Origin of the sequence: Marinobacter sp. S0848L (assembly GCF_023016065.1) — a bacterium.
GTDB lineage: Bacteria > Pseudomonadota > Gammaproteobacteria > Pseudomonadales > Oleiphilaceae > Marinobacter.
Map to the genome: position 1 here is coordinate 539,823 of NZ_JALKAQ010000001.1, position 11,959 is coordinate 551,781.

Sequence of the window (11,959 nt, forward strand, 5' to 3'; positions counted from 1 at the left end):
TTCCTGCTTGCAAACTAGCGTTTTACTCGGACTTGCCGTTACCGGCTCCCAAGAACAGCTTGTAGGCTTCGTTGTCGGTCATGTTCTCGTAACGGAAACCGACCTTCTCCAGCATCTCTTCGAACGCCGAGGTTTCGTCAGGGTTCACCTGCGCGCCAAGCAGAACGCGGCTGTAGGCGGCGCCATGGTTGCGGTAGTGGAACAGGGAGATGTTCCAGCGGGTGCCGAGTGACATCAGGAACTTCAGCAACGCACCCGGGCGCTCGGGGAATTCAAACTGATACACCACTTCGTTGGTGATCGAGGGCGCGTGGCCGCCGACCAGGTGGCGAATGTGTTGTTTCGCTATGTCGCTGTCGGTGAGGTCGGTAACGGAATAGCCGTTTTCGCGCAGGTCTTGCAGCAGTTCTTCCCGGCCTAGCCCTCCAGCTTGTATCTGGATACCCACGAAGATCACCGCCTGCTGGGCATCCGCGTAGCGGTAGTTGAACTCTGTGATGCTGCGCTTGTGCAACGCTTTGATGAAGGTTTTGAACGCGCCGGGCTGCTCCGGGATGGTCACCGCCAGCACGGCTTCGCGCTTTTCACCGATTTCGGTGCGTTCGGAGATATAACGCAAGCGGTCGAAGTTCATGTTGGCACCGCTGAGTACACCGGCCAGATTTTCGCCTTCGAGCTGCTCCCGCGCGATGTATTTTTTGATACCTGCCACAGACAACGCACCCGCGGGTTCTGCGATGGAACGGGTGTCTTCGAACACGTCTTTGATGGCCGCACAGATTTCATCGGTGCTGACGGTGATCACTTCATCGACGTTGTCTTTGCAGATGTTCCAAGGCTCTTCACCAATCTGCTTAACCGCAACGCCGTCGGCAAAGATGCCTACTTCGTCCAGCACCACCCGTTCACCGGCGGCCATGGCGGCCTGCAGGCAGTTGGAATCTTCCGGCTCTACGCCGATGACTTTAATATCGGGGCGCAGGTATTTGATGTAGGCGGCCATGCCAGCGATCAAACCACCACCGCCAACCGGGATAAACACAGCATGCAACGGCTGAGAAAACTGCCACATCAATTCCATGGCTACCGTGCCCTGCCCGGCAATCACGTCCGGGTCATCATAGGGCGGGATGTAGGTATACCCGTGTTTGGCAATCAGTTCCTGCGCATGAGCGGCCGCTTCGTCAAAGGCATCGCCTTTAAGCACCACTTTGGCCCCTCGCTCGCGCACGGACTTCACTTTAATGTCCGGTGTGGTTTGCGGCATGACGATGACCGCTTTGATGCCCAACTGCTTCGCCGACATGGCCACACCCTGAGCGTGGTTACCGGCGGACGCGCATATCACGCCCTTGGCTTTTTGCTCGTCCGAGAGCTGAGCAAGCCGGTTGTACGCGCCACGAATCTTGAAGGAAAACACCGGCTGCAGGTCTTCACGCTTGAGCATAATATTGTTGCCAAACCGTGCGGACAGACTACGGGCTTCAGTGAGCGGTGTTTCGATGGCGATGTCGTACACCCGCGCATCGAGGATCTTCTTGATGTAACGTTGCGGCATGATGGTTCCGGTTGCTGATGATCGGATTGGAAAAAACGTACAGTTTAGGAAGTTTGCACGGTTGCCGTCTACAAGCAGAACGCCCGCAGGCGTATAATGCGGTTAAATTCATCCGATCTCACCCGGAGCGCCCCATGACTCAGGACGAACTCAAAAAAGCCGTGGCCAAAGCCGCCATGGACCATATTGCCCCACACCTGAATCGCAAAAGCGTTGTCGGGGTTGGCACCGGCAGTACGGCGAACTTCTTCATCGATTTTCTGGCCGATTACAAAAACGAGTTTGACGGCGCCGTCGCCAGCTCCGAAGCTACCGCTGAGCGCCTGAAGGGGCACGGCATCCCGGTGTACGACCTGAACGCGATCGACGAACTGGAATACTACGTAGACGGTGCCGATGAAACCAACGAACGATTAGAACTCATCAAAGGCGGCGGCGCAGCGCTTACCCGTGAAAAAATCGTCGCAGCGGTCGCCAAAACCTTCATCTGCATCGCCGACGACTCGAAAAAAGTGGATATCCTGGGCGCATTTCCCCTACCGGTTGAAGTCATCCCCATGGCCCGCAGCCACGTTGGCCGCGAGATCGTAAAACTCGGCGGCGACCCGGTGTATCGTGACGGTGTCACCACCGACAACGGCAACATCATCATCGACGTTCACAACATGGACATCTCCCGCCCGATTCAAGTGGAAGAACGCATCAACAACATTGTTGGCGTGGTTACCAACGGCCTGTTCGCACGTCGCCCAGCCGACTTGTTGCTACTAGGCACCAGCGAAGGCGTAAAAAGCATTCCTCGCCAAGGCGATTAATACCGCTGCGCAAGGTCCCCAAAAGCCGGTTTATCAGCCGGCTTTTTTACAGTGCAACCATAAAACCAAGCGCTTGCTTGGTGCCAATATTTGAGCGACACTTGGGCTACTCCAAAAATAACAAGGAACGCCAACGTGTCTGACTACTTCAACGAAACCCACGAACAGGTGCGCCTGACCGCCCGTAAATTCATCGAAACCCACGTTCGACCTTATATCGACGACTGGGAAGAAGCTGGCGAGTTTCCACGAGACATCTACCAAAAAGCCGGTGACGCCGGCCTTCTCGGCATAGGGTTCCCTGAAGCACTAGGGGGCATTGGCGAAGGCGACATCTTCATGAAAGTAGCTGCCTCCGAAGAACTGATGCGCTCCACCTCCGGCGGTTTCGTGGCCAGCCTTGGCTCCCTCGATATCGGTTTACCGCCCGTTGCCAAGTGGGCAAAGAAAGAGATTCGGGAACAGCTCGTACCCCCGGTACTGCGCGGCGAAAAAATCTCCGCCCTCGCCATCACTGAACCCGGCGGTGGCTCCGACGTCGCCAACATCAAAACCCGAGCGGTTCGCGAGGGTGACCACTACATCGTCAACGGCAGCAAAACCTTCATCACCAGCGGCACCCGCGCCGACCACTACACCGTTGCCGTGCGCACCGGAGGCGAAGGCCACGCGGGTATCAGCCTGCTGCTGATCGACCGCGACATGCCCGGCTTCTCCAACGGCAACAAACTCCGCAAAATGGGCTGGTGGGCCAGCGACACCGCCGAACTCTACTTCGAAGACTGCCGAGTCCCCGCCAACCGCCTGATCGGCGCCGAAAACGCCGGCTTCATCGCCATCATGAGCAACTTCCTGGCCGAACGCCTGAGCCTGTCCATCATGGCCTACATGACCGCCCAACTGGCCTACGAAGCGGCACTGGATTACACCAAACAACGCCAAGCCTTCGGCCGCCCTGTCTCCGGCTTTCAGATCACCCGCCACAAACTCGTGGACATGGCCACCCAAATCGACATCGCCCGGGAATACACCTACCGCTGCGCAGCCCTCATGCAAGCGGGCAAAAACCCCATCAAACAAGTGGCGATGGCGAAAAACTTCTCCGTGGACGTCTGCGAAAAAGTCACCCGCGAAGCCGTGCAACTGTTCGGCGGCATGGGCTACATGCGCGAATCTGTGGTTGATCGCCTGTACCGCGACGCCAAGATTCTCTCCATCGGCGGCGGCACCACTGAAATCATGAAAGAACTGATTGCCAAACAGATCAGACTGTAGATTTCGGAAATTACTGAATCGGGCTTGCCCTGAAGCTGGAAAGGGCCTCTGGTGGCCCTGTCCGAAAACGTGGAGCGCCAAGGATGGCGCGACCGAGCCCTACAGGGACGTATTCACGGGCGTTTTTCGGACAGGGCTGCCAGAGGCCCGCTTGCACCCAAAGCCAAGCCGCCACCAACGTTTAGTTTCGAATGCCTGTAGAGTCCCGTATAATTGCGCCCACTTTTCGAACACCGTTAAACGAACCTAACGTATCAGGAAGGAACTCACATGCAATTCGACAACATCCCAGCGGGCAAAAACCCGCCAGAAGACATCTACGTAGCCATCGAAATCCCGGCCAACAGCTCCCCGGTCAAGTACGAACTCGACAAAGACATGGGCGCCCTGCTGGTAGACCGCTTCATGGCCACCCCCATGTTCTACCCGGCCAACTACGGCTTCATCCCTCACACCCTGGCTGACGACGGCGACCCGCTGGACGTACTGGTTGTGACCCCATACCCGATCCAGGCGGGCTCTGTTATCCGCTGCCGTCCGGTTGGCGTACTGAACATGGAAGACGAAGCCGGTGGCGACGCCAAACTGGTTGCCGTACCCCATGACAAGCTGACCACCATCTACCACGACGTCAAAGAAATCGACGACCTGCCAGCGCTTCTGCGCGACCAGATTCGTCACTTCTTCGAGAACTACAAAACTCTCGAGCCAGGCAAGTGGGTAAAAGTACAAGGCTGGGGCAACGCTGCCGAAGCCAAGCAAGCCATCGTAGACTCGGTTAACGCCTACAAAGGCTAATCGCGTTTCGGGCATAAAAAAACCGGGCGACTCTTTAGAGCAGCCCGGTTTTTTATTCAACAAACATCCAAACGGGCATCAGCCCCGCGACAACAAGTCCCGCATATCACTGATCGCTGCGTTCGCCCGCGACAAGTAAGCCGCCATCGTCAACGAGTGGTTCGCCAACACACCAAACCCACTGCCGTTCAGAATCACCGGGCTCCACATAGACGCTTGGGTGCCTTCCAGCTCGATGATGATCTGCTGCACACTCGCCATCGCATTCTTGTCTTGCAGCACCTTGCGGAAGTCCACCTCCATCGCCCGGAAAATATGCAACAACGCCCAAGCCGTGCCGCGCGCTTCATAAAACACGTCATCAATCTTGGTCCAGTCGGTTTTCACATCCTCACCGTTGACCGCCTCAGACAGCGGGTCACCGTCGTCCATATTCGCCATAGTTTCACTGACCGAAGCTTTACCGACACTTTCACTCAGAGTTCGGGACAAGCTGCCCAAACGCGTTTCCAGGTCTGCCAGCCAGTTGTTCAGGTTGTCTGCCCGGGCGAAAAACTGAGCATTGCTTTGCTCAGGATCCGACAAACGGTTCAGGTAGCGTTTCAGTGCATTGATGCCGCGACGGTATTCGTTTTCCGTGGACGGAATCGCCCAGCTTTCACTGTCAAAGTGTAACTGCGGCTCGGCAATGGTCAGGTCCGGATCTTCCGCAGACTGGCTCTGCGACCGGCTGATGTCTTTGCGAAGCGAACGGGACAAATCCCGCAGTTGCACCAGCACGCCGTATTCCCAGTTCGGCATGTTGTCCATCCAGAGTCCGGGAGGAAAGATATCATTCGAAATGTAGCCACCCGGCTTATCCAGCAGCGTTTCAGCCAACCGGATCATAGTGGCCGTGGTGGCAAATCCGGCTACCGGTTCACGTTCCATCGAACTGGCCAACGTGCGGGTATGCTCCCGCACCGAGAAGCTGTCCGGCTCACTGCTCCAGATGACGCCCAACACAATGGTAATCAGCAGGTACACCACAAGCAGCGCCAAGATAAACTTGCCGATTACGCCGCTGCCACCGGTGTAATCCTGAACATCTTCTTTCTTGTCCTTGAAGTACTGTCTGATTTTCCCCGGCATAAAACGTTTACTCTCCTGTTGATTTCTCGTCGGCCGCAAAGGGTCGGCCCAAATGGTAGCCCATGGCGCCATCGATACCCAATTTACAGAGTACCGAGTATTCCGCACCTCTTTCTACACCCGTAGCGAAAACTTTCACACCCCGACTGCGGGCAATGCCGATAACCGACTCGAGCCAGAACCGGTTATCCTCGTGGCTATCCAGATCATGAACAAAACTGTTATCAATTCGCAAAGCGCTCAACGGCAGGTTCCGCAAGTAATTGAACGGCACCCCACCCACACCAAAGCGGTCCACCAAAACCGGAACGTTCCGTTTAACCAGTGCCCGAATCAATTGACTCGCCTGCGCGCGGTGGTGGTGCAGAGTCATTTCAGAAATGCCTACCCACAAACGGCGATTGAGTGTGTCGGCAGAACCCAGCATCTCCAGCAGGTCTTCCCGGAACGTATCATCGGCTACCGAGGCCGAACCTAACGAAATCGCGAGCTTTTCGTCTGGTTGATTCTCAAGGCGCTCAAGAACGCTGGCGACCAGCGCTCGATCAATATCGGCAATCAACCCGAGGCGTTCCGCCATCGGCACAAACGCGCCCGCCTTCAATACACCCTCTGGCGCGCAAATTCTTGAAAACACCTGATAATACTGAAGTTCCTGATCAGGGCCCTGCACCATTGGCTGCAACCAAAGTGACAAGCGCTTCTCTTGAATAGCATCGTTAATGATGTCGCGCCATGTGTCCATCGTGTGATTACTGTTGCCACTGGCATCCTTGATCCAGCAACAGGACTCCTCACGTTGCTGAGCAGTCCGCAACGCCGTGTCTGCGGCCGCCAGCAAATCCCGGACATCCGCCTCTTTCGATGCAATCGCCAGCCCCGCATGCACAAACGTTTCAAGTGGCGCGGCCATATCCGCATACAGCCCATCAAGCTTCTCGACTATTCCCTCACACCACACTTTCACATCCACAGCCGAGGCACCGGGCAGATACACGGCAAATTCCGCCCCGGTTCGTCGGCCCGCAAATGCTCCGGCGTGTTTCATCACAAACGCCTTAACAACCTTGCCCACCTGCCTCAGCACCTCGTCGCCGTCTTCGCGGCCGTGGCTTTGGTTGTAGTCAGCAAAACAGCTCAGCTGAAGCAGCATCAGCACCCCGGGTGCGGATTTCTCCTCGGATTCAACCTCCACCTTCAGGCGCTGATCAAACGCGCTGCGGCTTGCAAGCCCGGTCACCGCGTCTTCGTTGTTCACTTTTCGCAAATGCTGGATCAACTTTCCCTGGCCGGCGAACAGCTGGCCCAGATCGTCCGCCATCTGATTCATCGCCTCGGTCACCTGGTTCAACTCCCGGGTAGAACGCATCTCCACCCGTTCTCTGAAATCCCTACGACTTAGTGCCCGGGCCTGCTTTTCCAATGCTTTCAGCGGCTTCAGCAAACGCCGTAGCAAAAGCCCTAAAGCCAGCATGCCGATACCGCCAATGACAACCACCCCGGCCAACAAGCCCACCGTAATTCGCCAGAGATCGTCGTAAGCCCGGCCCAGGTTGCTGACCACCTGCACCGTGCCCAGCTGCGCCCAACCACGTACCACTTGCGCCGTCCCTTCCGGTTTGGGCAATGTCGCCAGCTGCACGAACCAAGCGGGGGCTATCCGCGTTCTTAAGGGCATAGAACGGCCCGCCAGCATAATTCCTTCATGACCAACAAATTTCACTGACAGGTAGCTACCGCTATCGAAAACGGCATCAATCAACGAGGAAGCGGCAACGATGTCGGAGGCATCAACGGCTTTGGATAACGCCACGCCGGTGGCGGTTGCCGCGTCTTGTGCGTGCTCTAAGTGCTGCGACGAAACGTAATCCCGGAAGGTATTAAAGGTCACCGAAAAAATGGCCAGCAATATGAGCACCAATAAACTGCCGGTGAAGAGCAACAACAATGCCCGAAGGCTCAGCACGCCATATTGCCGCTGCCTGTTCGCTACCTGCACCATTGCCATATAGCTCCAAGACCTGGGACTGAATCCAAAGATGCCCTCAACTCTGTGACCACTTTCAAGAGTTGACAAACATTTACAAAGTGCCGTCTACGTCGACAACATTAAACACTATAGACTCTACCCAAGGACTATGAAGCCTTTGTCTAACCTGATCACGAAATAAGTTCGTCCTGCCGGACAGAACAACCTATAACAGAAAGGCACGAGCACAATGAGCGACGAAAGCCAGAAGGAAAAACTCAGGCAACATTTTGCCCGCCGCGTCACCACCCAAGCGCGCGTTGTTCTGGATACCTGGCAAAAAATTCACGATGACCCTGCGCAAGCCCAACTGTTCCGGGAAGCACTGGAATCCGCCGCCGACAAATTGGTGCGCTACGCCCGTCGCTTCGAGATGGAAGCCCACGCTCGCGCCGGCGACCGCATCCTGGACGCGCTGACCCAATGGCAGACGGGCACCTCGCTCAGTGCCGATCATCAGCAAACCCTTGAAGGGTCGATGGAAGCGTTGCGTCACTGCACTCAACGCCGCAGCGACGAAAACAATGATGCGCCCCACCCGTTCCGCCGAACCCCCGTTTACCTCGCGCTTGCTGACGAAGAGTCGGCAGCCAGACTGATCAAGCAACTCGAATTCTTCGGTTTCCGCGCTTCGGCCTATCAAACGCCCAACGAGTTGATGGCGGCGTGTGCAGTAAGCAAACCTGAAACTATCCTCATCGACATCAACTTTGGCGGGGGAGCGTCTTCGGGCATATCCACCATTGAGCACCTGCAGGAACAGCACGACACCCCCATCCCCATTATTTTCATGAGCGACGAAGACGGCTCGATCGAAACACGACTGAGAGCGTCCCGGTGTGGTGGCGAAGAGTTTTTCTACCCGGCGGTTGATCCGGGCCAGTTGATCGAAAAAATCGAAACCTATACCCACGGCAATACCGTCGAGCCCTACCGGGTATTGGTGCTCGACGACTCCCGAGCCCAGGCGAAATTCATGGAAACCGTGCTGAAAAAAGCCGGCATGAACGCCCACATCATCACCGACCCGATGCGGATCATTACCGCTCTGGAGGAATTCTCGCCCGAGATCATCCTGCTGGATATGTACATGCCCGGTTGCACGGGCATGGAGATTGCCCGTGTCATTCGCCAACAGGACAGATTTCACAGCGTACCGATTATCTATCTGTCGGCCGAAGACGACGTTGGTAAACAACTGCACGCCATGAGCCTGGGCGGCGATGATTTTCTCACCAAGCCGGTTGACCCCAAGCACCTGATCGCCACGCTGCATAATCGGGGCCGCCGTGCCCGCTCGTTACTGGCACTGATGATTCGCGACAGCCTGACGGGGCTGTTCAACCACACCCATACTCTGTATCTGCTGGAGCAGGAAATCGGTCGGGCGCGCCAGAAAGATCAACCGCTGTGCTTCGCCATGATCGATCTGGACTATTTCAAGAAGGTGAACGATACCTTCGGCCACCCTATTGGTGACCGGATCCTTCGAAGCCTGTCGATGTTCCTGAAACAGCGGCTGCGCAAAACCGACCACATCGGTCGCTATGGCGGTGAGGAGTTCGCACTGATTCTGCCCAACACCCGCCCCAGCGACGCTCGAAACGTGGTCAACGAAATCCGGGAACGGTTTTCCGAACTTGTGCAAGAGGCCGGTGATCGCCAATTCAACGTTACCTTCAGCTGCGGGCTGGCCGCATGGCAGGGCGACAGCTCACAATCGCTGTGTGAGCGCGCTGACCGGGCCTTGTACGTCTCGAAAGCCAATGGCCGAAACTGCGTGACACTGGCCGAAGATTGATCTCCTCCGGACCGGGCTTTCTGCCCGGTCCATGAAACCAATGTCGAATACCCGCCCTGATCGCCATCGCCGACAATGCTAGCCATCAACGAAATGTCATCGCGCGTGAGGCAATTGCTGTGTAATCTTTTTCAGGATCAAAAGTCGTATCCGAAGATTGTCAAAAAGTGTTGATCTGAAGCGAATAAGTACGCACCATTCAACCAAACTGTCGTTATCTTCGGCGATCCTGTCAAAAACAAACAAGGCAAATTTCATCATGTCGACCATACTTGTCCTACATGGCCCCAACCTTAATATGCTCGGCACACGCGAGCCGGAGGTTTATGGCCATGAGACGCTGGCAGACATTGACGACCGCTTGCGCCAACAAGCTTCGGAACAAGGCCATCATCTGCTGCATCTGCAATCCAATGCAGAGTACGAATTGATTGACCGCATTCACGAAGCCCGGGCTGAAGGGGTGGACTTCATCATTATCAATCCTGCTGCTTTCACCCATACCAGTGTCGCCTTGCGGGACGCATTGCTGGCATCGGGCATCCCGTTCATTGAAGTGCACCTGTCGAATGTGCATGCACGGGAGCCGTTCCGGCACCACTCGTATTTTTCAGATATCGCCCAAGGCGTTATCTGCGGTTTAGGCAGCCAGGGTTACGATCTTGCTTTACAGGCTGCCCTGCAAAAAATTCACTGATAGACCAGAGACAACGGGACTGGAATAGTTATGGATATTCGCAAAATCAAAAAACTGATCGAACTGCTCGAGGAGTCTGACGTCGAGGAGCTGGAAATTCACGAGGGCGATGACTCCGTTCGCATCTCCCGCCGCCGTGAGCAAGCTGCCGGCCAAGTCGTCAGCCACTACGCTGCACCCGCACCTCAAGCGGCACCGGCACCTGCCAGTGCGCCTGCGCCTGAAGAAGCGCCTGCCGCATCTGCTGCCATTAATGGCCATGCGCTGAAATCACCGATGGTGGGCACCTTCTACCGGTCACCGTCACCGTCTGCACCGGCCTTTGTGGAAGTGGGCCAATCCGTCAAGGCTGGCGATGTCATCTGCATTGTTGAAGCCATGAAGATGATGAACCAGATCGAAGCAGACAAGTCTGGCACCATCACCGAAATTCTGGTCGAAAATGGCCAGCCGGTGGAGTTTGACCAACCTTTGGTCGTCATTTCCTGAATCTGGTGATTGCTACCCATGGCTATGTTAGAGAAAGTTCTGATCGCAAACCGCGGTGAAATCGCCCTGCGCATACTCCGCGCCTGCAAAGAGCTGGGCATTAAAACGGTGGCGGTTCACTCGCAGGTAGACCGCGACCTGATGCACGTTCGCCTGGCAAATGAAACCGTATGCATCGGCCCGAACAGCCCGACAGACAGCTATCTGAACATCCCGGCAATCATCAGTGCTGCGGAAGTGACAGACGCTGTTGGCATCCATCCCGGCTACGGCTTTCTGGCAGAGAACGCCGACTTTGCCGAACAAGTCGAGAAAAGCGGGTTTCGCTTCATCGGTCCCAGCGCTGAAACCATCCGCCTGATGGGCAACAAAGTATCAGCCATCGAAGCGATGAAGAAAGCGGGCGTGCCCACGGTACCCGGCTCAGACGGCCCGCTCACCGATGACGATGAGCGCACGCTGCAGGTTGCCCGGAAAATCGGCTACCCGGTCATGATCAAAGCGGCTTCTGGCGGCGGCGGTCGCGGCATGCAGGTGGTCCACTCAGAGGCTGCGCTCCTGAAAGCGGTTCAGATTACGCAGACGGAAGCGAAAAACGCTTTTGGCGATCCGACGGTGTATCTGGAAAAGTTTCTGGAAAAGCCTCGCCATGTGGAAGTTCAGATTCTGGCAGACATGCACGGCAACGTGATTCATCTGGGCGACCGGGACTGCTCGCTGCAGCGCCGCAACCAGAAAGTCATCGAGGAAGCGCCTGCCCCGAACCTGAACCCTGAATCCCGGGAACGCACACTCAAAGCCTGTGTCGATGCCTGCAAGGAAATTGGCTATGTCGGTGCCGGCACCTTTGAGTTCCTGTATCAGGACGGCGAGTTCTACTTCATCGAGATGAACACTCGAGTGCAGGTGGAACATCCAGTGTCCGAGATGGTGACTGGCGTCGATATTGTCCGGGAGCAACTGCGCATTGCCAGTGGTCTGCCACTGGAGTACAGCCAGGACCAGATCAAAATTTCCGGCCACGCGATGGAATGCCGGGTGAACGCCGAAGACCCCAAAACCTTTGCGCCCAGCCCCGGAAAAATCAAGCATTTCCATGCGCCCGGCGGCAATGGTGTGCGTGTCGATTCGCACCTGTACAGCGGTTACACCGTGCCGCCCTACTACGACTCTCTGGTGGCCAAACTGATCACCTGGGGTGCAGACAGGGACATCGCACGCAGGCGCATGAAGAACGCATTGGATGAAATGCTGGTCGAGGGCATCAAGACGAATCAGCCGCTGCACCGAAAACTGGTGCGCGATGGAGGTTTTAAACAGGTAGACTTCACCATTCACTACCTCGAAAAACTGATACAGGATTAAC

10 protein-coding genes are annotated in these 11,959 nt (G+C 56.1%); 7 read left to right on the forward strand and 3 right to left on the reverse strand.

The annotated features are described in order from the left end of the window. Nucleotides 1-22: 22 nt before the first annotated feature. Complete coding sequence (gene ilvA, locus MWU64_RS02600; RefSeq protein WP_247060466.1) at nt 23-1,558, reverse strand: threonine ammonia-lyase, biosynthetic; 1,536 nt, start codon at nt 1,556-1,558, stop codon at nt 23-25. A gap of 134 nt (nt 1,559-1,692) precedes the next feature. Here ilvA and rpiA point away from each other — a divergent pair, with 134 nt between their 5' ends. The 3 genes from rpiA to ppa all read left to right on the forward strand — a co-directional run bounded on the left by rpiA (nt 1,693) and on the right by ppa (nt 4,446). Next, the gene (gene rpiA / locus MWU64_RS02605; RefSeq protein ID WP_247060468.1) at nt 1,693-2,373 is read left to right on the forward strand and encodes a ribose-5-phosphate isomerase RpiA; all 681 of its coding nucleotides are present in this window, start codon (nt 1,693-1,695) and stop codon (nt 2,371-2,373) included. 135 nt (nt 2,374-2,508) lie between these two features. After that, a complete protein-coding gene (locus MWU64_RS02610) occupies nt 2,509-3,648 on the forward strand; it encodes an acyl-CoA dehydrogenase family protein (RefSeq protein ID WP_247060470.1) in 1,140 nt (379 codons plus the stop codon). Nucleotides 3,649-3,918: 270 nt separating this feature from the next. Further along, nucleotides 3,919-4,446 carry an inorganic diphosphatase gene (gene ppa / locus MWU64_RS02615; RefSeq protein ID WP_247060472.1) on the forward strand — a complete coding sequence of 176 codons (528 nt, stop codon included), beginning with the start codon at nt 3,919-3,921 and terminating at the stop codon, nt 4,444-4,446. Between the two features lie 78 nt (nt 4,447-4,524). Here the strand turns inward: ppa and MWU64_RS02620 are convergent, their stop codons facing one another. Next, the gene (locus MWU64_RS02620; protein ID WP_247060474.1) at nt 4,525-5,577 is read right to left on the reverse strand and encodes a DUF2333 family protein; all 1,053 of its coding nucleotides are present in this window, start codon (nt 5,575-5,577) and stop codon (nt 4,525-4,527) included. 7 nt (nt 5,578-5,584) lie between these two features. After that, on the reverse strand, nt 5,585-7,585 hold the full coding sequence (locus MWU64_RS02625) for an EAL domain-containing protein (protein ID WP_247060476.1): 2,001 nt from the start codon (nt 7,583-7,585) through the stop codon (nt 5,585-5,587). Between the two features lie 211 nt (nt 7,586-7,796). Here MWU64_RS02625 and MWU64_RS02630 point away from each other — a divergent pair, with 211 nt between their 5' ends. From MWU64_RS02630 to accC, 4 genes are all read left to right on the forward strand, one after another. Then, a complete protein-coding gene (locus MWU64_RS02630; protein ID WP_247060484.1) occupies nt 7,797-9,407 on the forward strand; it encodes a diguanylate cyclase in 1,611 nt (536 codons plus the stop codon). Between the two features lie 259 nt (nt 9,408-9,666). Beyond that, nucleotides 9,667-10,104, forward strand: a complete 438-nt coding sequence (aroQ, locus tag MWU64_RS02635; protein ID WP_247060486.1) for a type II 3-dehydroquinate dehydratase — start codon at nt 9,667-9,669, stop codon at nt 10,102-10,104. Between the two features lie 30 nt (nt 10,105-10,134). After that, nucleotides 10,135-10,593 (forward strand): acetyl-CoA carboxylase biotin carboxyl carrier protein, encoded by a 459-nt coding sequence (gene accB, locus MWU64_RS02640; RefSeq protein ID WP_247060488.1) that lies wholly within the window; start codon nt 10,135-10,137, stop codon nt 10,591-10,593. An 18-nt stretch (nt 10,594-10,611) separates the two neighbouring features. After that, the gene (gene accC, locus MWU64_RS02645; protein WP_247060490.1) at nt 10,612-11,958 is read left to right on the forward strand and encodes an acetyl-CoA carboxylase biotin carboxylase subunit; all 1,347 of its coding nucleotides are present in this window, start codon (nt 10,612-10,614) and stop codon (nt 11,956-11,958) included. Nucleotide 11,959 lies beyond the last annotated feature (1 nt).

What these genes read in the sequence shown, in the direction of transcription:
- ilvA (WP_247060466.1), bottom strand. Translation starts at nt 1,558, where the DNA reads ATGCCGCAACGTTACATCAAGAAGATCCTCGATGCGCGGGTGTACGAC.
- rpiA (WP_247060468.1), top strand. Translation starts at nt 1,693, where the DNA reads ATGACTCAGGACGAACTCAAAAAAGCCGTGGCCAAAGCCGCCATGGAC.
- ppa (WP_247060472.1), top strand. Translation starts at nt 3,919, where the DNA reads ATGCAATTCGACAACATCCCAGCGGGCAAAAACCCGCCAGAAGACATC.
- MWU64_RS02620 (WP_247060474.1), bottom strand. Translation starts at nt 5,577, where the DNA reads ATGCCGGGGAAAATCAGACAGTACTTCAAGGACAAGAAAGAAGATGTT.
- MWU64_RS02625 (WP_247060476.1), bottom strand. Translation starts at nt 7,585, where the DNA reads ATGGCAATGGTGCAGGTAGCGAACAGGCAGCGGCAATATGGCGTGCTG.
- MWU64_RS02630 (WP_247060484.1), top strand. Translation starts at nt 7,797, where the DNA reads ATGAGCGACGAAAGCCAGAAGGAAAAACTCAGGCAACATTTTGCCCGC.
- aroQ (WP_247060486.1), top strand. Translation starts at nt 9,667, where the DNA reads ATGTCGACCATACTTGTCCTACATGGCCCCAACCTTAATATGCTCGGC.
- accB (WP_247060488.1), top strand. Translation starts at nt 10,135, where the DNA reads ATGGATATTCGCAAAATCAAAAAACTGATCGAACTGCTCGAGGAGTCT.
- accC (WP_247060490.1), top strand. Translation starts at nt 10,612, where the DNA reads ATGGCTATGTTAGAGAAAGTTCTGATCGCAAACCGCGGTGAAATCGCC.